Origin of the sequence: Pseudovibrio sp. Ad26, assembly GCF_001623285.1 — a bacterium.
Classification (GTDB): Bacteria; Pseudomonadota; Alphaproteobacteria; order Rhizobiales; family Stappiaceae; genus Pseudovibrio; species Pseudovibrio ascidiaceicola.
Genome location: NZ_LMCE01000095.1, coordinates 82,250 through 103,802, shown reverse-complemented (window position 1 = coordinate 103,802; position 21,553 = coordinate 82,250). Strand labels below are relative to the sequence as shown.

Genomic DNA, 21,553 nt, shown 5'->3' with positions numbered 1-21,553 from the left:
TGTTACGGTAGAGACGCATGTCTATTGAAGGTTTTGAAGACCTCCCGAGTTATGCTTTTGGCGACAGTCCTGAGCTAGCTGACAGCTTGCTTGAGCTCGTTCTGAATGGAACAAAGACAGCTACCTGTGGCGATCTGCTTTCCTATGAGAAAGAAGGGGAACCGCTTCCTCAGCCGGGCGATCAGTTCGTTATTCTTGATGGTAAGGGGCAAGCCGCTTGCGTCATTGAGATGGTCACGGTTGATGTGCGTCAGTTCAACGAGATTGATGAGATTTGGGCTGTGCTGGAAGGTGAAGGCGATCTTAGTCTTGAATTTTGGCAGGATGCGCATCGTGAATATTTTGAGCGGAACGGTGTCTTTGCTCAAGATATGAAGCTGGTTTGTGAGTACTTTCAGTTGGTGAAGATCTTCAAGCGCGATCAAGCTAAGCCGAATTAAGTCTCTTCCAGTTTTTGTGAGATGTTTTTTGATCCGGATGATCGTTTGTCCGGTGATGTGCTGTGGCTTTGAATAGCCTGCCAGATATCCTCTTTAACATCCTGCCATTGCCGAAGCTCAGCCCTCAAAGGTAGCTCTGCGCGCAAGGCGTTCTTAGTTTGCAATGTTGATTGGATCAGGGCAGCCAGTTCCTCAGAGTTGTGTGGGTCAAAATATCGGCAATGGTCGCCGCCAACTTCTGGAATTGAGGTTGCATTGGAGGCAAGCACAGGTGTTCCCATCCAAAGAGCTTCACCGACGGGTAGGCCGTATCCTTCAAACAAGCTTGGATAGACCAGTGCAATTGCTTCTTTGTAAAGGGCAGTGAGTTCAGCTTGCGTGGGCGATTGGACAATCGTCACGTACTTGCCAATAGCTGTATATTTCTGATTTTTGTTGAGGCTTGCGAAGGCGCCATTTGGAATTGCACCTGCGCATATGAGCTGTGGTAGAGGTGCGTCTTCGTCGTGCTCTAAAATGTGCAAGTAAGCATCAAAAACCAGTTTTGCATTTTTCCGATACCTTATGTCCCCTAGCAGCAAAAAGAACCCATTTTCAGGGCGCTGTCTGAGGGGGTAGATTGGCTCTGCTTCCTGAAATTCATGCGCCAAATGGACAACGCTTGTGCTTTGAGGTGAGGGGAGTTTCTGCTCTGCCAGAAATTTGAGTAGATCGCTTCTCGTGTACTCAGAGTTTGCTAGAACGTGCGGTCTTGTAGTGACGGTTCGCCGTAAATGCTCCAGCCAAAGTTTGGCGCCTAAGTCCTCTTCAGGATCGTTGAGGCGTAAAGGAGAGATATCATGGATCATGACGTAGACTGGTACATATGGTGCGCGGCTCTTCACATATTCCGTTAGACGCCGGGCTTCTTCCAGGTTTCCCAATGAAAGGAAGGGGGCATCGATATCGGAGAGTGGTTCTCCCAGCGCTTCACCATCATACGCGCCGATGGTTTCATCCGCGTGTGAGCGCAATGTATGTCGCAACCTGTGAAACAGTCCCTTGATCTTGCGGTTTCTATATTTTTCCAGATGGAATGCTTTTACTGGAGCGCCCAACAAGTCGGGCAGGTGTTCGGGGTTAAGGTCATCATCCTTAAACAATGGATCGGCTTGCACACTCACATATTCGTTTGTTCGGGCGTCATGGCAAATGAAGGTGACTTCAAGGTCATCCTCATAAAAGCGCTTGGCTGTTTCATAGAGAGTTCTGGTGACGCCATTTGCCTGCAATGAGGTAGAGCGGTTCTGCCTCAAGGTGGTCAAATCAAAGTAGAGCTTTGGCTTTGGCGTCGTCATGCTCAGCTCCTGACAGCTGGTAGAGTGTGCGTCATGCATTCCTTGTGATGGAGTTTGCGAATCCTGTTGTTGCAAGCAGTATGCGGAGTGGGGAGAGGGAAGGCTAGCTAAACCCTTGCTAACCAGTGGTAATTCAAGGTGTGTAACCTGTCGATTAGGTGATCTCTCCCGAGGAAAACAGAGTTGGGCGCGCTTAAAATAATCTGGACGCGTCTTCAAGAATTGGTTATTCAGGCAATCCATGATTAACACCAAACCGCTTACCTGCCTTGTTTGCAGGAGTGAGCTGGAGACTTGATATGCTGCAATTGACCTTCCCTGACAATTCCGTTCGCGAATACGGCGCTGGTTCCACCGGTGCTGACGTTGCAGGGAGCATTTCTAAATCTCTCTTGAAGAAAGCTGTTGCCGTCGCGATTGATGGTGAGCTGCGTGATCTTTCTGATCCTATTCCAGCAAGTGCTGCGATTGAATTTGTTACTCGCGATGACCCTCGTGCGCTGGAATTGATCCGCCACGATGCGGCGCACGTGATGGCAGAAGCTGTGCAGGAGCTGTGGCCTGATACACAGGTTACAATCGGCCCTGTTATCGAGAACGGTTTTTATTACGACTTTAAGCGTGAAACGCCATTCACACCTGAAGATCTGCCAAAAATCGAAAAGAAGATGCAGCAGATCATTCAGCGCAATGCGAAGTTCACCAAGGAAATCTGGAGCCGCGACGAAGCGAAAGAATACTTTGCTTCCAAGGGTGAAGATTACAAGGTTGAGCTTGTTGATGCGATTCCTGAAGATCAAACTGTTAAGATCTATAAGCAGGGTGACTGGTTGGATCTTTGCCGTGGTCCGCATATGGCATCCACTGGCCAGGTTGGTCAGGCATTCAAGTTGATGACTGTTGCCGGTGCTTACTGGCGCGGCGATTCCAACAATGAGATGCTGACCCGTATCTATGGTACTGCATGGTCCAATGAGAAAGATCTGAAAGCTTACCTCCATATGCTTGAGGAAGCTGAGAAGCGCGACCACCGTAAGCTTGGCCGCGAAATGGATCTCTACCACTTCCAGGAGGAAGGTCCGGGTGTTGTTTTCTGGCACCACAAAGGCTGGCAGCTGTTCCAGAACCTGACCAACTACATGCGTCGCCGTCTTGCTGATGACTATCAGGAAGTAAATGCACCGCAAATTCTGGATAAGTCGCTTTGGGAAACCTCCGGCCACTGGGAGTGGTACCGCGAGAACATGTTTGCGACTGAGACCGAAGACCACCGCGTCTTTGCGATTAAGCCGATGAACTGTCCTGGTCACGTCCAGATCTTCAAGCACGGCCTGAAGTCCTATCGTGATTTGCCTCTGCGTATGGCTGAGTTCGGTGCTGTTTCCCGCTATGAGCCATCCGGTGCGTTGCATGGTCTGATGCGCGTTCGCGCGTTTACGCAGGATGATGCGCATGTGTTCTGTACTGAAGAGCAGATGGCTGCGGAATGCCACAAGATCAACGACCTGATTATGTCTGTCTACAAGGACTTCGGGTTTGAAGAGATTGTTGTGAAGCTCTCAACCCGTCCTGAAAAGCGTGTTGGTTCTGATGAAGTTTGGGATCACGCTGAAGCAGTGATGGGAGAAGTGCTGAAGGAGATCGAAGCGAACTCTGGCGGCAAGATCAAGACTGGCATTCTTGAAGGCGAAGGTGCGTTCTACGGTCCTAAGTTTGAGTACACTCTGCGGGATGCGATTGGTCGTGAATGGCAGTGCGGTACCACTCAGGTAGACTTCACGTTGCCAGAGCGCTTTGGTGCGTTCTATGTCGACAGCGATGGTGAGAAGAAGCAACCGGTGATGATCCACCGCGCGATCTGTGGTTCTCTGGAACGCTTCCTCGGCATCCTCATCGAGAACTTTGCTGGTCATTTCCCGTTGTGGCTGACACCTCAGCACTTCGTTGTGGCAGCAATCACCTCTGATGCAGATGATTATGCGAAAGAAGTGCATGCAGCGCTGAAAAAAGCTGGTTTGCGCGGTGAGCTGGATCTTCGTAACGAGAAGATCAACTACAAGGTTCGCGAGCATTCTCATGCCAAGATCCCAGTGATCATTGCGGTTGGTAAGCGTGAAGCAGAAGAGAAGACAGTGAGTATCCGTCGTCTTGGTTCGCGCAACCAAACATCAATGACATTGGATGAAGCGGTGGCAAGCCTTACTGATGAAGCAACAGCACCAGATCTGAAAGAGCAGGCTTCCTGATCTTTATAGACTGAGTGAAATTTTGAAGGCTGGCTGCAGGTTTCTGTTGCCAGCCTTTTTCTTTTCGGCCTCACTGTCGCCTAAACTTCACGTAAGTTTGCGAAAGCTTACAAAACCGGCTCAGATGAAATGAGTTATGTGAAGTGAGGATGTCGTGAACCACGCGGATTTAAGCTACGCCAATAGTACTCATCCCATATTGAAGCGATGGCTTATTCGCAGCATCGAAGGGCTCTCTGGCAAGAGAGCGCTGTTGGACCTTTATGAGGAGTGGCGAGCTGGTTTTTCAGTTTCTGATCAGGCGCTCTGGCGTGATCTGCTGGAACAGATTGACTTGCGTGTGGAATGTACCGGAAACGACTGGCCGCCCGCTGATCTGGATGGGAAGCCGCTGGTGCTGATTGCGAACCATCCCTATGGCATTGCAGATGGGATCGCGATCCTTTCGCTTGTTGAACAGCTCAATCGTCCTTACCGCGTGCTGATCAATAATGAACTGCTGAAGGTGCCTGAAATCCGGCCTTTCGCTTTGCCAGTGGACTTTGAAGAGACCGAAGAGGCTTTGCGCACCAATTTGAAAACACGGCAGGAAGCGTTGAGATTACTGCGGGAAGGGGTGACGATCGTAATCTTTCCCGGTGGTGGTGTTGCGACAGCTGCTAAGCCATTTGGCAGGGCAGAAGAGCTGCCTTGGAAGACGTTCAGTGCCAAGCTCATTCGAAGTGCGCGAGCAACGGTGTTGCCGGTTTATTTTGAGGGGCAGAACTCGGCGTTGTTCCATATGGTCAGTCGCTTTTCCCTGAGTTTACGACTGTCGCTTCTCATAGGCGAGTTCAAGAGCATTTTGGGACAAACCATTCTTGCGCGGATTGGCTCTCCTATTTCCTATGAGGTTTTAGAGGGATGCGAAAGCCAGAGAGAAATGATGGATGAGCTTCAGGCAACTGTTATGAACTTGCGGGATGGCGTTGAGGCGCCAAAGGGGGAAACCTTTTTTCTCCCGTAGGGCCTCCTCCTTAGAGCCGGCGTGAGCCAAAAAAGGCGCCGAGTGAGGCGCCTTGGTCATTCTTGATGTCGTGCAAGCCTTACAGAGGGTTTTCTGCAAGCACTTCCACTTCCACGTTGTTTACGCTTGGATTGACCGTGAACTCTTCGCGATACATCTCACCGTTGTTGCGCGCCATAACCGTATAGGTTCCGGCTGCTAGGGTGAGATCAAGGAACGCGCCATTGCCGCTTGCAACAGTGTCGCCGCCGGGAGAGAGGATCGTCCAAGACGTGTTGGCCAAAGATGTTTTGTTCTTGGCGCTTACCAGTTTCAGCGTGATGTTGCCTGCCTGATGGTAAAGGGTTGCTTCGGTCAGCTTGCCTGCCTGAACGTGAATGTCGGCGCGTACGACAGCGTTGATATCGCCGTAGCGGCTTTCAACATGGTAGGTGCCTGCGCTCACTGGAACCAACTCGCCCGGCTTGATGCCAGATGCAATGAGACCGCGGTTACCTGTGGTGTCGTATGTCATATCGTAGATGTTAAAGCGCACATCTTTGCGTGGCATCTGCTGATCGTTGCCTAAAGCAGCGTCCAGACGAATGCCACCTGCGTTCAGGATGATCGTCCCTGTTTTCACACCGCTTTTAAGCTCATAGCGCGTGGTTGCTGTGACTTTGCCAAAAGACGTGTGTACGAGGTACGTACCCGGATCGAGGCGGAATTCTGCGTCCTGATCTTGAGAGGACGCGACCATGGTCAAGGACCCGTCATCATTTTCTTTTGAAGAGTAGACACGCCATTTCAGGCCGCGTGTGAGGTTTGGTGTTCCCTCAGCCAGCTTTGCTACCAGATAAAGGACAGGTTGAGCGCCGACAGGTGCCTGTTCTGCGCCTACGGATGGGGGAGCATATGGTAAGAAGCTCGTACCCATTGTTGGTGCAAGAGATTGTCCCTGGTAGCCGCTGAGCGGATCATAGCTGATAGGAGGAGCGATGGTCTTGTCTGGCTGTGCGCCCAAGTCCAGTACTTCCTTTGAGAATGGCAAAGCGGGTTTGGAAACAGGAATAGGACCTGCAGCCTGAGCGGTGTTTCCAAGCACAGCCAATACAGCACAAAATGCTGTGGCGGTTGCTGCGCGTTGTAGCGCTTTGCTGAACGTCGATATCCGCTCTAACTTCACGTGTGCTCTCGCTACTACTTCAGAAAGTGTTACCCGTGTGCGACAGTAAATACAAAACCGACACCCGATCGAGTGAAATCAGATTACAGTGACAAACTGTGATTTGGAAGTGTTTTATAAATTTTTACTCAGTGGGTTGGGGATTGGTAGTCAATGTGGCAAGAATGGGGCAAGACCATCCTTTAATTGACACAGTTGATATTCTGTATAGGACTATTGCGTAGCTTTAATCGTTGAAATCCTGAAAAGAATCGAGACCGTGGAAACTAAAGACCTTCCAGAACTGAAGAGTTTTCTCAAAACTCGTCGCTCCCATCTCGCTGCAACGCTCGTGCATCCTGGTCCCAATCAAGCACAAATTTCAGAGCTTCTTGAAATGGCTTGCCGTGTTCCAGATCACGGAAAAATTTCTCCTTGGCGGTTTATTATCTATGACAATTCACAGGCTGACCCTATCGGTCTAAAGCTTGCTGAAATTGCAGAAAAACGTCAGGGCTCGCTTGGTGAGAACACCAAGGCAATGGAGCTGGAGCGTTTCAAGCGTGCGCCGTTGGTTATTGGCGTTTTGTCTTCTCCAAACCGGGAACATAAAGTTCCGGTCTGGGAACAGGAGCTTGCTGTTGGAGCGGTTTGTGTCTCGCTCCTTAATGCCTGCTTTTCAATGGGTTTTGCAGGCCAGTGGCTCTCTGAGTGGTATGCTTTTGATGATGAGGCAGCTGCCTATCTTGGTGCTCGTGATGGGGAACGGTTTGCAGGCTTCATTCATATCGGAAGCGCTAGCATTGTTCCCAGTGAGCGTCCTCGGCCTGATGTTGCCCGATTGACTGAATATTTTGAAAGTTCTCTTTCCGGTGTTGATGCGTAGGAGTTGAGGTAAGTATATGTTTTATGAAGCGAATAAGCCGCATGGATTGCCCCACAATCCATTCAAGGCTGTTGTTGCACCTCGTCCGATTGGTTGGGTTTCTACCGTCTCTAAAGATGGTGTGCGCAATTTGGCTCCTTACAGTTTTTTCAATGCAGTGTGTGATACACCGCCGATGGTTGTGATTGGTTCCAGCGGTTACAAAGACTCTGTCCGCAACATCGAAGAAACTGGCGAGTTTGTCTGCAACCAAGCCACATTGGATCTTGCAGATGCGATGAATCTGTCCTCTGCAATGGTTGGTACTGATGTTGATGAGTTCGAGCTTTCCGGATTAACGGCAGAGCCATCCAAATTGATCAAGGCTCCACGCGTTTTAGAGGCAAAAACTGCGTTGGAATGTAAGCTGGTTAATGTGCAGCGTCTGATCGATATTGACGGAAATGAGACCAACAGCTGGCTTATACTGGGTCAGGTTGTTGGTGTGCATATCGACGAGAGTGTGCTTGAAAACGGCTTGCTCAATGTGGCGAAAATGAAGCCTTTGGCCCGGTTGGGTTACATGGATTACTCGGTGGTTGATTCTGTATTTCAGATGGACCGGCCAGTTCTTCCAGAAAAAGCATGATGGCGGGCGCTTAGGCGCCCCTTTTCTTATCTCGAAAATACCTGTTGTATCTGATGCGCGTCTTCAGGCGTGTTTGGGTTCATGCCAGTAAAACCGAGTGCTACTGATTTTTCCAGATCCTCAGGTACTGCCGTTGGTGCTGTATCCAGAGCAATCAGGTGAGCCGATTTTGCAGCAAACAGGCATTGTGTTTGTGCGTATTGAAATGGCGGCAGCAAACCTCCGTTCTCATCTCTGGACTGTTTCGCATCCAGTGCCTCTTTCAGCACTTCTTCATTCCATGCCAGTGCGGTTAGGCGCGGGCTGGTGTTGGAGAGGTTCATGAGGTTGTGAAAGGCTGCAGGATATTTGCCAAGTTCAGGAATGATCTTCACTGTGCAGTCTTGCAATGCGTGTTTGGCTTCAAGGACAGAAAGTATCGCGTGCAAACGTTCAATATCAGCGCGCGATTTGATGAAGGTTGGAACGACGCCTCTTGGCCTCACATGAACATAGGGTTTGAGTGTTGAAAGGATCGTGCTCTCTGATGGTTCGTTTAGTGTGAGATAAAGATCGTGGTGTTTGCCCAGCTCTGCCAGAGTGTTTGGCGAGCCATAAGGCTCGAACTCGCTGACGGGCTTTTCTGGCAAAATGGCGAGTGATACATTCCTCAGAGCTTTTAGCTCTTCTGTGTTATCGAATGTTGAGGCCATCACGCTCAGCAGGCAGTTCATTGTTTTTCTCCGAATCCAATCAGAAATTGAATTGTAATGCATAATTCGTAGAGAACAGGATAGGCGAAAAATCTGTTTTAACTCAAATAACTCAGTGATTTCAGTAGGGCAAAATTAAAATTTAACTATTTGTTAACTAATATTAAGAGATATTAACTAATGGTATTATAGGGGGCAGATTCTCGTGAAGGTTGCAGGCGATCCTTCCATTGCAGGGCGTATTGAATCGGCTTTTCAAAAGGCCAGTTCCAAAACAGGTACGTCTTTTGACTTTCTGCTGCAAGCGGCTGCCCGTGAATCTTCCTTTGACCCAAACGCCAAAGCTAAAACCTCCTCTGCCTCAGGGCTTTTTCAATTTATCGAGTCCACCTGGCTTGAGACGCTCAAGAAAAATGGCGAAGAATTGGGCTTGCAAGACTATGCGCAGCACATTCGTGTTGATGCAAATGGTAAGTACCGCGTCGACAACAAGCACCTGAAGCAGCAGCTTCTGGATCTGCGTTATGACCCTGATATCTCTTCGCTTGTTGCTGGTGCTTTGGCGAAAGACAACGCCTCCGGACTCTCTTCAAATCTGGGGCGGGATCCGTCCGCTGGTGAACTCTATCTTGCGCATTTTCTTGGGGTGAATGGTAGTCTACGGCTTTTGAATGCTGCTCAGGACCGACCAGAGCACCCGGCTGCGGACCTGTTTCCGCTACAAGCGCGGTCCAACAAGGCTGTGTTTTACAACAAGGACGGGCAGGCGCGGACCGTCAGCGATGTGCATGACCGTCTGGTTGGTCGCTTTAATGATACGATTGCTGGTTCAGATCGTCCGGCAGTTGGTGTGCGTAGGGGGCCTATCACTAAGCCGATTGACAGCCACCGCGTTGAAAGTCGCATTCTGACAGCATGGCGTGCGACGACGGTTGATAAAGATGAGGCTCCTTTTCAGTCCCTGTTTCGGACTGATGAAGCGGCAGCATTAACTGCGTCCAAAGCTGTGAGTGAGACGAAGCGATCTGGTGTTGAGGTTCAGGAATCAATCAGCCAACAGTTTGTTGCGCCAAAACCAGTTGCGCGACCATCTGGTGCGCCTTTGGACCTGACCAAATTTCTTGCACCGTCCCAAGCAAGTGGAAAGTCCTTAAGTAAGAAGGTCTAGAACCTGTGACTTACAGGCGTTTCTTGCTGCTCTAATCTTTCAAAAAACAAGTTTTACGAGAAACTGCGGGTGCGGTGAACGAAGCCTTAAGAATTATGATTAATTATTTCTACCCATAGTTGGTGGATACAGGTTTCTGAGTGCCATGATTATCAAGAGTTTTCTGAATTGGGTGCAGTATGCGCCAAGTGGAAGTCGCGCACAGGCGGCTGGTGCTTTGGTGCGTGCTTTCTTGTACTCTGAACTTGAAAGCTCTGAGTACAGCGAAGCAGAGGCAGCATTGACCTTCCTGCTTGATGATCGTGATGTTGCGGTTCGGATCGCCCTTGCAGAAGCCTTTGGCGCTGCAAAGATTGTTCCCTCTCATATCATTTCTGCTTTGCTCGTGGATGAAGATGAAGTTGCGCTGCCTTTGCTTTCTGGTGCAACGACTATTCCAGAAGGTGAGCTGGTAGATCTTGTTGCGACAGGCTCCACTCAGCGTTGTGTCGCTGTTGCCAGCCGGCCCGAAATTACCGTTGGGTTGTCTGCTGCTATCTGCGAAGTTGCCTGTGAAGAGGCCTGTGTTGCTTTGCTCGCAAATGAAAAGGCAGAGATCACACCCAACAGTATGGAACGTGTGGTTGCACGCTTTGGCGAAAGCCGGGACGTGAAAGATGCTCTGATGTCTCGTGATGATGTTCCCTTGCAAATCAGACATATGATGCTGCGGCGTTACACTGAAGGTCTTGGGGATCATCCGCAGGTGCTTGGTGCAAGAAATATGCGTGCTCCCGAGCAATTGGTCGCTGATGCACAGGATCGTTCCACGATTTCACTGGCCTGGAGTGCCTCTGACAAAGAATTGCACGGGCTTGTTGAACATCTGGTTGTTTCCGCTCAGATGACAAGCGTTCTTTTGCTTCGTTCAGCAGTAACCGGTTGCTTTAACTTGCTTACAAGCTCGCTAGCTCGCTTATCTGATTATGATGAGGATCAGGTGTTTGACGCATTGGCGACGCCATTTGGTGCTTCGCTGCGCCGTGTCTTGGCAGCTGCTGGCTTGCCTGATCGCACGCATGCGCTTTTCCAGGAGTGCATTGCCAGCTGGCAGAGGGTCGAAAATATGCAGATCGACCATTGGTCCAAGTCACGTATTGTGGCTGGTGATCTGATTGCGCTGGAAGATGAGCTTGGTATTGAAGATCTGGGAGATCTGCAAGACTTGTTGCATCGCCTCTCCAATGAGGCTGCGCGCGAAAGTGCACGTACTCGTGTTGCTGAAATGCTGAGTGACGTTGCTTAAGGTATTCAGCTTATTGCCTGATTAGCTGTCGACGAGCTCCGTGAGCGGTGCGCTTGCTTCTTCCAGCCTTGTCACAAGCGCGACACCAAGCCGATTGGTTTCATCGCGGGCATCTTCAGAAATCATTGCATTGATTGCGCTTACGTGTTGAGCGATGAGCTCTTTCGGGAAGCTCTCTTGTGTCTTGGCGGCGACCAGCAAGAGTGTCAGGTTGTTTGCAACGCGGCCAACCAGTGGGAAGCCCAGAGTTTCCGCCTGGCCTTTGATGTCGTGGGCGCAGCGGAACAGTGCGTCGTAGGTTTCCTCTGTAAAATCAGCATTCTGTGCTGCCTGATTGGTCTCTTTCAGGCAATCGACTTCCGAGCCCATCCAGCTTTCGAACTTGTCAGAGAGTTTCTCGATGGCTTCTTCAGCAGCTTTGACCGGGTCGAACTTGGCAGCTTCAATGGTCGACATCTTCCGGACTTTTTTGGAAAGGTCGTTTGGAACGCGGATGTGTTCCTGAGAAGATTTATCTGAACCAGTTAAAGAAGCCATTGTCCTGCGTAATTCCTGAGCCTGCATTGCTGTAGGTGTGATTATATTTCGAATTCGAAATAATATCTAACTATTTTACGAGCAATTCCAACCCGAAGTTGTTTCTTCTAGCATATTTGGTTGTGATCACAGCATCAACTGGTTGTGTCTTAGTACTTAAACATCTCAGAGAGGATACGTTCGTCCCAGCTGTGTTCATTATCGAACATGATGCAGCTTTGAGCTGTCGCGTCCTGATAGATGGTCGTGCTGATAACATTTCGGAACTCACGGTGATCAGCGGCTGCGTTGACCGGGCGCTTGTCTGCTTCAAGTACTTCAATCTTAACGGTGTTCTGTGTCGAGAGCAGAGCTCCGCGCCAGCGTCTTGGACGGAAGGCACTGATGGGTGTAAGTGCCATCAGGGGAGAGTCAATCGGCAGGATCGGGCCATGGGCTGACAGGTTATAAGCTGTGCTGCCCTGGGGAGTAGAAATAATGATACCATCGCAGGCCAGCTCTTCCATGCGGACGCGGCCATCTACGGAGATGCGCAGTTTCGCAGCTTGATGGGATTTGCGCAGGAAAGAGACTTCATTGATTGCACGAGCGGTGAACTCGTTTCCGTCTTTGTCGACAGCTTCAATGTTGAGTGGATGGAGAGGTGTTATCTCTGCTTTTTCAAGGCGTTCAATCAGGCCTTCAGTCTTGTACTCGTTCATGAGAAAGCCGACTGAACCGCGATTCATGCCGTAGATCGGCATGCCTTTGTTCATAAACTTATGTAGATAAGAGAGCATAACTCCGTCGCCGCCGAGCGCGACAATGACGTCCGCGTCGTCTTGCGAAGCAGATCCGTACATCTTTTCAAGAGCTTGGCGTGCAGCAAGTGCTTCTGGCGTATCGCTGGAAACAAAGGCGATGCGGTTGATAGTTCTTCTCTTCAAAGACGGCTCCTCCCTCAAAAAGGAGGTAGCATGACTTTGGGAAAATTCAAACTGCCTTTATGTCGCTTCTCGTCGGATTGCCAATGGATTAGAGCTTGTTCCGCCGGTTTGGGCTGTTAAATATACATAGATACTATAAGTATTGTGTTGTTTATTTGTGCAATATTACTTGTTTGTGTTCGAATAAACATCAAGGTACTGAATTGCAACAGTTGTTGCTTTGGTTGTTTGGAGGGGTTTTTGTTAAAATAACTTTCGAGTATGTTGAGTGTGTTGCAGATGGTTGAAATTATTTCAAGATATCAATTATCTACAATGTTGCGACCAGAATATACTGCTTACCTTTTCTTATAGATATTTGTCGGTGAGACCTTTTGAGCTTTAAACAAGAGGTCGGTGGGAGCTTTTGCGCGGCGGCAAGAGCTCCCACCTTTTTACATTTGGTAGGTCTGTCTAGCTGGTGTGTTGGTGCGGAACTGCTTTTGTACCACCTGACATCGCCACTGGAACACCTGTGGTTCCCGGGAAACTGATTGGCAAATTGCGATCGCATCTGGCGGCGAGGAAGGCGAAGCATTCGGCCTCCACTGCATCACCGCGCCAGCCAAGTTCTTCTGCCTGAATGATTTTTACGTTTGCCCGCGCTTCGATCTCTTTCAGAAGTTGCGGGTTTTTTCGTCCGCCACCGCAGGCTACCAAGCGAGCCGGGTGCTTTGGTAGCATGTCCAGCCCTTTGCCGACTGCGCTTGCTGAAAATGCAGTGAGCGTTGCTGCGCCGTCTTGCAGAGAAAGGTCGGTTGCCATGTCTTTTGTGAAGCTATTGCGGTCGAGAGATTTGGGGAAGGCTTCGGTGAGATAGGGGTGTTCGAGAAGCGTTTTGAGGCGGTCTTCGTCCATTTGTCCGCTGGCGGCGATGAGGCCATCGCGGTCCATGTCGCCGCGATTATGGGAGCTGATCCAGTCGTTTATGGGCGCGTTGGCCGGGCCTGTGTCGAAGGCAATCAGGGTGTTATGCCCGTCCCACCACGAGATGTTGGCGACGCCGCCGAGATTCAGAATTGCTGTGTCCGTTGGATTGTCGGATAGACCGGCGCTTCTTAAGAGGGCCTGATGGTAGATGGCTGCGAGGGGTGCGCCTTGTCCACCTGCTTCGATATCTTGCGTTCTGAAGTCGTAAATCACTGGAATATCGAGGATATCAGCGATGATCTGGCCGTCACCGAGCTGTCGGGTTGCGCCTTTTTGGCTGCCTTTGGGTGCGCGGTGCAGGACGGTTTGGCCGTGAAAACCGATTAACGCAATATTTTGCGTTGAAATGGAGTTTTTTGAAAGGAAATGTGAAATTGCGTGGGCTTGTCCCTCGCTGAGTGCTTTCTCCGCTCGTGAGAAAATTTCAGGTTCCTTGGATGCGAAATTCCAGTCCTGAGCGGCGGCCATGGCTTCGGCGATCAGCTGATTGGTTTCAGGGGGATAACTTGCCAGTGTGTAAGGGCCGAACTCTTCGATGGTTTGTCCATCGGTTTTCAGCATGGCGATGTCGACGTTGCCGTCCATTACCGTTCCGGTCATCAGACCGATGCACCACTGTGCCGCCATTTATTCCCCCACTCACAAAACCCGGTAGACTTAAACCTGAAGAGACTTCGGTTGGAACCTGATGCTGCAAGGAAGGGTGTGTGCCTTGTGGACCGGCCTGCGCGAAGTCTTAACTTCATAGCTGTTTCTGGTCGTGGTGACAAACGCTGGAACTATGGAGGGTTGTGTGTTTTTAGCTGGAGATTGTGCTCATCGGAGATATCGCCGTGCGTTCTACATATCAAATTACGTGATGAATTGAGATGATGAAAACGTACTTGGCTTGTTGTGCTCCAACGAGTATGTTAGTTTTTATGCAGAAAATGTCTATTTGAAATCAACATTCCACATTCTTTATCCGGCAAAATTACTATTATAAATAGTACTTATATTATCAATGCTGGTTTGATGCACCTCAATGCTCACATGCCCCACTCTCAATAATTGGAATAAGTGTAAAATTCTCTTATTCAACTGGAGGTGGAGATGAGTTTGAAAAGGGTGATGGGCCTGATGGTCACTGCTGCGATGGTGGTGCCTGCCGGGCAGGTTTTGGCAGCGGATATGCCTGTGCCACAGGAAGATATCATGGCTGCGGCTGCATCTGAAAAGAGCCCTTGGCAGATCCGTGTGCGCGCTTTGGGTGTGGTTCCGATGGATGAGGGACATGTCAACGGTGTCTCAGGGTCTGATCTGTCATACTCGAGTACAGTGGTTCCAGAGTTGGACATCACCTATTACTTCACTGACAATATTGCAGCTGAGTTGGTTTTGGGGACTACTTGGTCAGATGTTGATGGTGATGGTAGCCTTCCAGGCATAGGTGTAAGTGACGTTGGAGAGACTTGGATCCTCCCACCAACGCTTACTTTGCAATACCACTTCACCAATTTTGGCGCTTTCAAGCCTTATATTGGTGCAGGTATTAACTACACGATTTTCTATAATCAAGACGATGGAAAAGACTCCAAGAAACTTGATATAGAAAACACGTTTGGTGCAGCTCTACAGGTTGGTTTCGACTACATGGTTGACGACCATTGGGGCGTGAACTTTGACGTTAAAAAATTGTTCCTTGAAGCAGACTACGATGCAACGTTGAATAACGACGCAAAAGTTTCGGGTACCGCTGAACTTAACCCTTGGCTGATTGGTGCTGGTGTTACCTATCGCTTCTAAGGCTTCATAGCTGCTTAAAAAGTAAGGCTTGGATGTGTGAGCACCCAAGCCTTTTGTTTTGCGTGATGCCAAGCTCTTAGGCGGTTTCCAGCGCCTTTTCGGTGTTCACCCGCACCGCCTGCCCTTCTGCATCGAAGAAGTGGGTGAGGGCAGGGTCAAAGGCGAGGCCGACTGTGTCGCCCGCTTTGTAATGTTCCAGACCTGACAGTCTTACAAGGACGGTTCCCAAGTTCTCAGCGGCGACATAGATGAACAGGTCCGCGCCAAGGTATTCGACGTGTTCCACCGTTCCGGTCATCGCAGCGTCAGCAGATGACACCACGCTGATATGTTCTGGGCGGATGCCCAACTTTATGGGAGTGCCTTCGTTTTGTGTGAAGGGGGACGGTTGTTCAGAGTGTCCGGCCAACGAGAACGTGTCTTTGCCAAACTCAACGGGCAGGATGTTCATCTTTGGTGAGCCGATGAACTGAGCCACGAATAGGTTGTTTGGGCGTTCATAGAGGTCGCGAGGCGAGCCGACTTGCTCGATGCGGCCAGACTGCAGAACCACGATCTTGTCTGCCAATGTCATGGCTTCCACCTGATCGTGGGTTACGTAGATCATGGTGGCATCCAGATTGCGGTGTAGTTTTGCAATCTCGAAACGCATCTCAACGCGCAGTGCTGCATCAAGGTTGGAGAGTGGCTCGTCAAACAAGAAAGCAGCTGGATCGCGAACGATGGACCGGCCAATGGCAACGCGTTGTCGCTGACCACCAGACAAGGCTTTTGGGCGGCGATCGAGATACTCCTCCAGCTGAAGGACCGCGGCTGCTTTGTTGACCTTGGCTTCTATCTCGGACTTCGGCGCGCCAGCGGTTTTCAGTGCAAAGCCCATGTTTTCCCGCACGCTCATGTGTGGGTAGAGTGCATAGCTTTGGAATACCATGGAGAGCCCGCGCCCTGACGGTGGCAGAGCAGTGACGTCCTTGCCGTCAATGTGTACGCTGCCGCGGCTGGCTTCTTCCAGACCGGAGATCACCCGCAAGAGGGTGGACTTGCCGCAGCCAGAGGGACCAACAAAGATGACGAACTCACCGGGATTGATCTCAAGATCAATCCCTTTGATGACCTGAAGATCACCAAACCATTTTTCGACACCCTCAAGGCGAATAGCTCCCATTCTTCCGTTCCTCCTCAGGCTGCTTTAGCGATCAGGCTTGGTGTGGCCCATGTGAGCCAGATAGCGGATGTCCATGAGAAGGAGTTGCCGCCAGCACCTTCACCCGTGATTGGATCAAAGTATTCCGCAAAATCACTCTTTTCGATCAGTGCAACGGTGTCTGTGCGCAGGCGCTCAGCCCGGGCTGTATCGCCCATATCTGCAAACCCAGTTGCGATGAGGTAGTTGATGATGCCCCAGACCGGACCACGCCAGTAGCGCATGCTTTCAAACAGTGGATGATCCGGATCGTAGCTTGGCATGGTGTAGTTGACCTTTGCTGCGATACGATCGAAATGCTTGCGTGTTGGGTTGATGTACTTCTCTTCGCGAATGCCTGCATATGGTGCGAGGAATGAGGCGCTGGAGATGCCATCTCCCAAAACATCGTTGCGCAAGTCGTATGTGCAGAAGGCTTGCTTCTCTTCGTTCCAGAGTTTTGCGATGCCTTTTTCTGTTAGGGCAATCCATCCCTTCAGTTCTTCTGCTGCGTCTGTCTCGCCCAGCGCTTCTGCCATGGCCAGTAGGTCACGATCTGCGCGTAGCAGAATGAAGGTGTTGCCTGGGTCTGCGACGAAGAATGGACACTGGTCTGCTACAATTTTTGGATCCCAATTATTGTCGCGGCCAAACTTCACAATTGCCAGATAGCGGTCGTAGTCGATTTTCTTCGGACGCATCTCCGGATTGACGTGTGAGGTGTCCTTGCGGGTGTAGTCGCCGATTTCGGAGATATCGACGTGACTTGCTGCGTTGTCCCAGTCTGGCAGATTATCGCGACCAGATTCCCATGGGTGCATGATGGCAATCACGCCGTGACCTTCCGGATCGCGGTAGGTGTGGTACCAGCGGTGCCAAGCCAGCAGTTTAGGGAAGAGGGTTTTGATTTTCTCTATGCCTGCTTCCGTGTTGTCTTGCTCAAACAAGCGGCGAACAACGGTTGCTGCTACTGGTGGCTGGGAGTGGCCGGAGGTTGGGATCTTCGGGTTTGTGGTTCCCCAGACGGAGGGACCTGGGAAGTAACTTGGGTCATCTTTGCGGAAGATGATGTGTGGGACCATGCCGTTATCCCACTGACCTTCGAAGAGCAGTTCGATCTCTTCCCAGGCCCGTTCCATGTTGAATGTGGCAAAGCCGAGGGCGACGAAGGCGCTGTCCCAATTCCATTGGTAAGGGTAGAGGCCTTTGGTTGGGATGGTGTAGCCGCCCAGATCATTTTCCTTAAGGATGGAAATGGCCTGATTGTCGAGTTGTGCGGACATAGTAGATACTCCGATGTTTTTTCTTTTTGACAGTGCCGCTTAGCCTTTGACGCTGCCTGCTGTGAGGCCCTGAACGAGAAAACGTTCGAACCACAGGAAGATGCCAAGAACAGGGACTGTTGCGATGACCGCACCGGCCATCAGGTGTTGACGTGGGACTTCAGAGGAATTGAGAGACACGACACCGCGGGAGAGGGTGAAGATGTCTGGATCATCCAGGAACATGAAGGCGAAGAGGAACTCGTTCCACGCGATCATGAAGACATAAAGGGATACAGAGGCCAGCGCTGGTAAGGACAGCGGCAGAGTGATCTTGAGGATCACGCCCAGACGGCTGAGGCCATCCATCAGACCGGCTTCTTCCAGCTCTGCAGGCAGGCCTTTGAAGTAGCCTTGCAGCATGTACAGGGCAACAGGAATGGTGGTTGCCGGATAGACGATGAGCAGGCCAGTCAATGAGTTGCGCAGGCCCAACTGAGAGAAAACGGCGTAAAGCGGGATCACCAGTACGATTGCAGGCACCATGTAGATGAGCAGCACGGAGCGGGACATCCAGGACCGACCCGGGAAGTTCAGGCGGGAGACGGCATAGGCGCCCGGGACTGAGAACAGCAGCGTCAGGATGACGGTGGCCACTGAGACAATGGCGGAGACTGTCAGATAGGTGCCAAAGTTGAACTGGGCGAACAGCTCCACGTAAGAACGGAACATGCCTGACAGGCCGCCAGAGAGGTCGATGGATAAATCCAGTGGGTTGCCGAGCAGTTGTTGCTGGCTCTTCAGGCTGGTCATGACCATGACATAGAACGGCAGGGCGACCATAACGGTGAAGATGACAAAGCCGACACCCTTGGCCACACGCAGGAAGACGACTTCCTTCTCGTATCGCGTGAGAATGCCTTTCGGTGTGTCTGCCATTGTCTGGTGATTGGACCAGAAGGTTATGGCTACGAAGGAGACCAGTGCGAGGAGCTGCCAGAGAGGTTCGACAGAAAGCGGTAAAGCAAATGGAGCGCCGAAGGTTGCTGCCAACAGAGCCAGCAGGATGATTGCGGCAGGGGCATGTTTTTGCCCGGCGCTTTGAGTTTTTCCATCCCAGAGATGGGTGAAGAGTGCGCCCAGCGCGGAGGCGAGGACGGCGGCACCCACTCGCGGGATGGCGAGCTCTCCAGTGATGAGTGTCAGGGTGACACCAATCACGATCATGGCCAGAAAGCCCCAGACGGCGCCGCTTAAGGCGGAAAGAACGTAGCTGTTTAGCAATCTCATAGCCCTTCCTCCTTGGTGGAGAAGCGAATGAACAAGGTGGCGAAGGTGACAAGAACAACAAAGACGACCACAGCAACAGCAGCGCCTGCACCTAGATTGGAGAGGGCGAAGCCTTGCTCATACACATCCACTGTCAGGGTGCGTGTTCCGGCATTGCCGCCCGTGAGCAGGAAGATGTCGTCGAACTTGTTGAAGGTCCAGATGAAGCGCAGCAGGAAGAGGACTGACAAAATGCCCATGAGTTGCGGCAGGGAGATGTACCAGAACTGCTGCATTGGAGTAGCGCCGTCCATTTCGGCCGCTTCATAGATGTCGGTTGAAACGGATTGCATACGCGCCAGAATGAAGAGGAAAGACAGCGGGAAATAACGCCACGCTTCAAACGCGATTACAGTTGAGAGCGCCAGAGGGAACTCGAAGGAGGTTCCGAACAGGTGCAGGTCCACTGCGCGCTGGCCGAAGAAGTTTACCGGTTCTGCGAGAATACCCATTTTGGTGAGCAGAGCGTTCAGGGTTCCGGAGAACGGATCCAGCAGCACGACCCAGGTGAAGGCGACGGCGATCACCGGAGACACGTAGGGGAACAGGAAGAGCCCGCGTAGAATACCTCTGCCCTTGAAGGAGGTGTTGAGGAGCTGTGCTGCAAACAGACCGAGGACCAGCGCACCCGCTGTGCCGAAAATGGTGTAATAGAACGTTACACGCAAAACGCTCCAGAACTCGTCACTGTCGAATACACGGCGGAAGTTTTCGAGTGTAAAGGTGCCGTTGGTGAGCACACTGTCTGCGTCGCCATAGGAGACTGGTTTGCTGGCTTTCTCCGGCTTTCTCAAGGCAAGGTATTCGTCAGAGACTGTGCCTGAAATGACCAGTTTTTTGCGGGCTTTGCCCTCAAGCGTGCCAAGGTCGCACTGTATGTTGATCCCATTGAGAGAGCAGGCATCCGGCAGCTTTAGCGCGGTGAAGCCGGGTGGGAGGATATCGGTAAAGCCTGCGTCTGCGATGGAGTTTTTCTGGGAGGAATTTCTGACGCGGTACTCCAGCGTTGCCGGATCGCTTGCCTGCTTCGGCTTGCCTTTGACGCGTTCGTTGATGAGGACTTTCGGAGCGCGCAGATCGCCCAGCTCCACGGGCTTGAAGCTGATCCAGAAGTTGGCGACCAGAGGTCCCAGAACAATTGCGAGGATGATCAGAAACGTGGGTGCCAGCATGGTGTAGGCAAGGCGTGCTTCCCGCTTTTGCATGGGGCCTGCGCCTTTGGGCGGCTGGCTCACGCTTTCACCTGTTGTGCTAACAGATTTTCCGGCCTGATCGGCTATGGCGCTCATTGCGCTGTGCTCCTGATATCACGGTGGTTTTGGTGGGTTGAGAGCCCGTAGACATGAGGCCTGCGGGCTGAGATCGTGGCATCAGGCCTTACTTGATCTTGGCAAGTTCCTGATTGATCTTAGTGACCGCTTCTTGCGCAGAGAGTTCGTCATCAATAAACTCGCGGGTGTAACGGTTGATGGCCATGGAGTTCAGGATCTTGGATGCAAGACTAAGCTGGCCTTCCTTCACCCCCCAACGGCTCGCCGTGTCCAGACCCTCTACAATCTGGGTGATTGTCTCAGCCGGGTAGAGCTCTGTGAGCGGTGCTTTGCGATCCACGCCAACTGGCAGGGTTGCCCAGCCTTTGATGAAGGCTTCTTTGTCTTCCGCATTGCCACGCCGGACAGGGAACTTGCCTTCTGGCGCGATGGATAGTGTCGCAAGGTAGCCGTCGTTCATGGAGTATTCCACGAACTGCTGTGCGGCTTGCGTATCTGCATCATTGGTGATGGAGAAGTAGCGAATGTCGCCCCACGCTGCGCCAGCTTTGTTGGATGGACCGGACAGAGTGGTCACAACGCCAGTTTTGCCTGCCAGTTCTTTGGAGGTTGGGTCGCCGTTGATGGTAGGTGGGGCGCTGTCGCGCAGGCCTGCCAACTCGTCCAGAATGAACGGGGACCAGATGATCATGGCTGCCTTACCAGCGAAATAGAGTTCGCGGGACTGCTTCCAGTACAGATCGCCTGGAGGGGATGCTTTTGCCAGTACCTTGTAGAAAGTCAGAGCTTCAGCCAGCTTCTTCTCGTCAAAGGCTTTGAAGCCGTTCTCGTCAACCGGGGTTGCACCGTTAGCCAGAAGCACATGTTCCAGAAGCTGGCTCATGAAGCTTTCGTCGATCTTTGTTGCGGCAACAAAACCGAACTGCTCTGGCGGGTTGTGCAGTTTTTCAAGGGCTGCAAGGATGGAGGCGTATGTGTTTGGTGCTTCAAGGCCAGCCGCATCAAACAGGTCTTTGCGGTAGACGATCATCTGAGTCCAGCCATCAACCGGAACAGCTGCGTAGCCATCTGGCAAAGCTGCCATGTTCAGAGCACCGGATGCGAAGGTTCTCTCTTCCAGATCCTCGATGACTTCGGTTGCTGCATCGGTGTCGATGATACCGGCCTCCGCCCATGGCAGAACGTGGATCAACGGATGGTAGATGACATCAGGCAGATCACCAGCTGCATAAGCTGCAGTTGCACGGGTGCCCATGTCTTTTTCAGTTACCGGAATAACATTGACTTCAATGCCAGTTTCTTCAGTAAACGCCTTTGCCATTGCCTCCTGCTTGGCAAGACGTGCTGGTTGCTCTTCTGTGGTCCAGAAGCGCAGTGCTTCTGCCTGTGCAGCACTCATTGCAAATGCAAGTGTGCCAACAAGGGCAGTTGTCCTTAGAATGTTCCTCCCGAACATAAT

General features: G+C 51.4%; 19 protein-coding genes. 8 read left to right on the top strand and 11 right to left on the bottom strand.

What is annotated here, in order from left to right:
* Positions 1 to 17: 17 nt before the first annotated feature.
* A complete protein-coding gene (locus tag PsAD26_RS21815; RefSeq protein WP_063312119.1) occupies positions 18 to 440 on the top strand; it encodes an ASCH domain-containing protein in 423 nt (140 codons plus the stop codon).
* On the opposite strand, the gene PsAD26_RS21810 is transcribed toward PsAD26_RS21815, so the two are convergent.
* Positions 437 to 1,777, bottom strand: a complete 1,341-nt coding sequence (locus PsAD26_RS21810; protein ID WP_208985802.1) for a glycosyltransferase family 1 protein — start codon at positions 1,775 to 1,777, stop codon at positions 437 to 439. The genes PsAD26_RS21815 and PsAD26_RS21810 overlap by 4 nt on opposite strands.
* Positions 1,778 to 2,076: 299 nt before the next feature.
* Between PsAD26_RS21810 and thrS the strand changes: the two genes are divergently transcribed.
* Together thrS and PsAD26_RS21800 are read left to right on the top strand one after the other, a co-directional pair.
* Positions 2,077 to 4,023 carry a threonine--tRNA ligase gene (gene thrS, locus PsAD26_RS21805; protein WP_063312117.1) on the top strand — a complete coding sequence of 649 codons (1,947 nt, stop codon included), beginning with the start codon at positions 2,077 to 2,079 and terminating at the stop codon, positions 4,021 to 4,023.
* Between the two features lie 154 nt (positions 4,024 to 4,177).
* The gene (locus PsAD26_RS21800; protein ID WP_063312116.1) at positions 4,178 to 5,029 is read left to right on the top strand and encodes a 1-acyl-sn-glycerol-3-phosphate acyltransferase; all 852 of its coding nucleotides are present in this window, start codon (positions 4,178 to 4,180) and stop codon (positions 5,027 to 5,029) included.
* 79 nt (positions 5,030 to 5,108) lie between these two features.
* On the opposite strand, the gene PsAD26_RS21795 is transcribed toward PsAD26_RS21800, so the two are convergent.
* The gene (locus PsAD26_RS21795) at positions 5,109 to 6,194 is read right to left on the bottom strand and encodes a hypothetical protein (protein WP_063312115.1); all 1,086 of its coding nucleotides are present in this window, start codon (positions 6,192 to 6,194) and stop codon (positions 5,109 to 5,111) included.
* Between the two features lie 259 nt (positions 6,195 to 6,453).
* Here PsAD26_RS21795 and PsAD26_RS21790 point away from each other — a divergent pair, with 259 nt between their 5' ends.
* The gene (locus PsAD26_RS21790; RefSeq protein WP_063312114.1) at positions 6,454 to 7,059 is read left to right on the top strand and encodes a nitroreductase; all 606 of its coding nucleotides are present in this window, start codon (positions 6,454 to 6,456) and stop codon (positions 7,057 to 7,059) included.
* 16 nt (positions 7,060 to 7,075) lie between these two features.
* The gene (locus PsAD26_RS21785; RefSeq protein WP_057462508.1) at positions 7,076 to 7,687 is read left to right on the top strand and encodes a flavin reductase family protein; all 612 of its coding nucleotides are present in this window, start codon (positions 7,076 to 7,078) and stop codon (positions 7,685 to 7,687) included.
* Between the two features lie 26 nt (positions 7,688 to 7,713).
* On the opposite strand, the gene PsAD26_RS21780 is transcribed toward PsAD26_RS21785, so the two are convergent.
* The gene (locus PsAD26_RS21780; RefSeq protein WP_063312113.1) at positions 7,714 to 8,400 is read right to left on the bottom strand and encodes a hypothetical protein; all 687 of its coding nucleotides are present in this window, start codon (positions 8,398 to 8,400) and stop codon (positions 7,714 to 7,716) included.
* A 184-nt stretch (positions 8,401 to 8,584) separates the two neighbouring features.
* On the opposite strand from PsAD26_RS21780, the gene PsAD26_RS21775 reads away from it, so the two are divergent.
* A complete protein-coding gene (locus PsAD26_RS21775; RefSeq protein WP_057462506.1) occupies positions 8,585 to 9,547 on the top strand; it encodes a transglycosylase SLT domain-containing protein in 963 nt (320 codons plus the stop codon).
* A 145-nt stretch (positions 9,548 to 9,692) separates the two neighbouring features.
* Positions 9,693 to 10,832 (top strand): DUF2336 domain-containing protein, encoded by a 1,140-nt coding sequence (locus tag PsAD26_RS21770; RefSeq protein ID WP_063312112.1) that lies wholly within the window; start codon positions 9,693 to 9,695, stop codon positions 10,830 to 10,832.
* 21 nt (positions 10,833 to 10,853) lie between these two features.
* Here the strand turns inward: PsAD26_RS21770 and PsAD26_RS21765 are convergent, their stop codons facing one another.
* The 3 genes from PsAD26_RS21765 to PsAD26_RS21755 all read right to left on the bottom strand — a co-directional run bounded on the left by PsAD26_RS21765 (position 10,854) and on the right by PsAD26_RS21755 (position 13,891).
* Complete coding sequence (locus PsAD26_RS21765) at positions 10,854 to 11,369, bottom strand: Hpt domain-containing protein (RefSeq protein ID WP_057462504.1); 516 nt, start codon at positions 11,367 to 11,369, stop codon at positions 10,854 to 10,856.
* A 149-nt stretch (positions 11,370 to 11,518) separates the two neighbouring features.
* The gene (locus PsAD26_RS21760; protein ID WP_063289517.1) at positions 11,519 to 12,295 is read right to left on the bottom strand and encodes an NAD kinase; all 777 of its coding nucleotides are present in this window, start codon (positions 12,293 to 12,295) and stop codon (positions 11,519 to 11,521) included.
* Between the two features lie 453 nt (positions 12,296 to 12,748).
* Positions 12,749 to 13,891, bottom strand: coding sequence for an anhydro-N-acetylmuramic acid kinase (locus PsAD26_RS21755; RefSeq protein WP_063312111.1), 1,143 nt, complete (start codon positions 13,889 to 13,891; stop codon positions 12,749 to 12,751).
* 465 nt (positions 13,892 to 14,356) lie between these two features.
* Between PsAD26_RS21755 and PsAD26_RS21750 the strand changes: the two genes are divergently transcribed.
* The gene (locus tag PsAD26_RS21750; protein WP_063292710.1) at positions 14,357 to 15,049 is read left to right on the top strand and encodes an OmpW family protein; all 693 of its coding nucleotides are present in this window, start codon (positions 14,357 to 14,359) and stop codon (positions 15,047 to 15,049) included.
* A gap of 76 nt (positions 15,050 to 15,125) precedes the next feature.
* Here PsAD26_RS21750 and PsAD26_RS21745 read toward each other — a convergent pair whose 3' ends face one another.
* The 5 genes from PsAD26_RS21745 to PsAD26_RS21725 form a co-directional block, all read right to left on the bottom strand.
* Positions 15,126 to 16,214, bottom strand: coding sequence for an ABC transporter ATP-binding protein (locus PsAD26_RS21745; protein ID WP_063292709.1), 1,089 nt, complete (start codon positions 16,212 to 16,214; stop codon positions 15,126 to 15,128).
* Positions 16,215 to 16,228: 14 nt separating this feature from the next.
* Positions 16,229 to 17,515, bottom strand: coding sequence for a trehalase family glycosidase (locus tag PsAD26_RS21740; RefSeq protein WP_063312110.1), 1,287 nt, complete (start codon positions 17,513 to 17,515; stop codon positions 16,229 to 16,231).
* 39 nt (positions 17,516 to 17,554) lie between these two features.
* The gene (locus PsAD26_RS21735; protein WP_063312109.1) at positions 17,555 to 18,784 is read right to left on the bottom strand and encodes a carbohydrate ABC transporter permease; all 1,230 of its coding nucleotides are present in this window, start codon (positions 18,782 to 18,784) and stop codon (positions 17,555 to 17,557) included.
* Positions 18,781 to 20,112 carry a sugar ABC transporter permease gene (locus PsAD26_RS21730; protein WP_063312108.1) on the bottom strand — a complete coding sequence of 444 codons (1,332 nt, stop codon included), beginning with the start codon at positions 20,110 to 20,112 and terminating at the stop codon, positions 18,781 to 18,783. Before PsAD26_RS21730 ends, PsAD26_RS21735 begins: the two co-directional genes overlap by 4 nt.
* A gap of 88 nt (positions 20,113 to 20,200) precedes the next feature.
* Positions 20,201 to 21,550 (bottom strand): extracellular solute-binding protein, encoded by a 1,350-nt coding sequence (locus tag PsAD26_RS21725; protein WP_063312232.1) that lies wholly within the window; start codon positions 21,548 to 21,550, stop codon positions 20,201 to 20,203.
* Between the last annotated feature and the right edge of the window lie 3 nt (positions 21,551 to 21,553).

Excerpts from the sequence above, each read along its gene's own strand:
- PsAD26_RS21730 (WP_063312108.1), bottom strand. The coding sequence starts at position 20,112 with ATGAGCGCCATAGCCGATCAGGCCGGAAAATCTGTTAGCACAACAGGT.
- PsAD26_RS21740 (WP_063312110.1), bottom strand. The coding sequence starts at position 17,515 with ATGTCCGCACAACTCGACAATCAGGCCATTTCCATCCTTAAGGAAAAT.
- PsAD26_RS21745 (WP_063292709.1), bottom strand. The coding sequence starts at position 16,214 with ATGGGAGCTATTCGCCTTGAGGGTGTCGAAAAATGGTTTGGTGATCTT.
- PsAD26_RS21770 (WP_063312112.1), top strand. The coding sequence starts at position 9,693 with ATGATTATCAAGAGTTTTCTGAATTGGGTGCAGTATGCGCCAAGTGGA.
- PsAD26_RS21735 (WP_063312109.1), bottom strand. The coding sequence starts at position 18,784 with ATGAGATTGCTAAACAGCTACGTTCTTTCCGCCTTAAGCGGCGCCGTC.
- PsAD26_RS21725 (WP_063312232.1), bottom strand. The coding sequence starts at position 21,550 with ATGTTCGGGAGGAACATTCTAAGGACAACTGCCCTTGTTGGCACACTT.
- PsAD26_RS21750 (WP_063292710.1), top strand. The coding sequence starts at position 14,357 with ATGAGTTTGAAAAGGGTGATGGGCCTGATGGTCACTGCTGCGATGGTG.
- PsAD26_RS21815 (WP_063312119.1), top strand. The coding sequence starts at position 18 with ATGTCTATTGAAGGTTTTGAAGACCTCCCGAGTTATGCTTTTGGCGAC.
- thrS (WP_063312117.1), top strand. The coding sequence starts at position 2,077 with ATGCTGCAATTGACCTTCCCTGACAATTCCGTTCGCGAATACGGCGCT.
- PsAD26_RS21765 (WP_057462504.1), bottom strand. The coding sequence starts at position 11,369 with ATGGCTTCTTTAACTGGTTCAGATAAATCTTCTCAGGAACACATCCGC.
- PsAD26_RS21785 (WP_057462508.1), top strand. The coding sequence starts at position 7,076 with ATGTTTTATGAAGCGAATAAGCCGCATGGATTGCCCCACAATCCATTC.
- PsAD26_RS21780 (WP_063312113.1), bottom strand. The coding sequence starts at position 8,400 with ATGAACTGCCTGCTGAGCGTGATGGCCTCAACATTCGATAACACAGAA.
- PsAD26_RS21810 (WP_208985802.1), bottom strand. The coding sequence starts at position 1,777 with ATGACGACGCCAAAGCCAAAGCTCTACTTTGATTTGACCACCTTGAGG.
- PsAD26_RS21755 (WP_063312111.1), bottom strand. The coding sequence starts at position 13,891 with ATGGCGGCACAGTGGTGCATCGGTCTGATGACCGGAACGGTAATGGAC.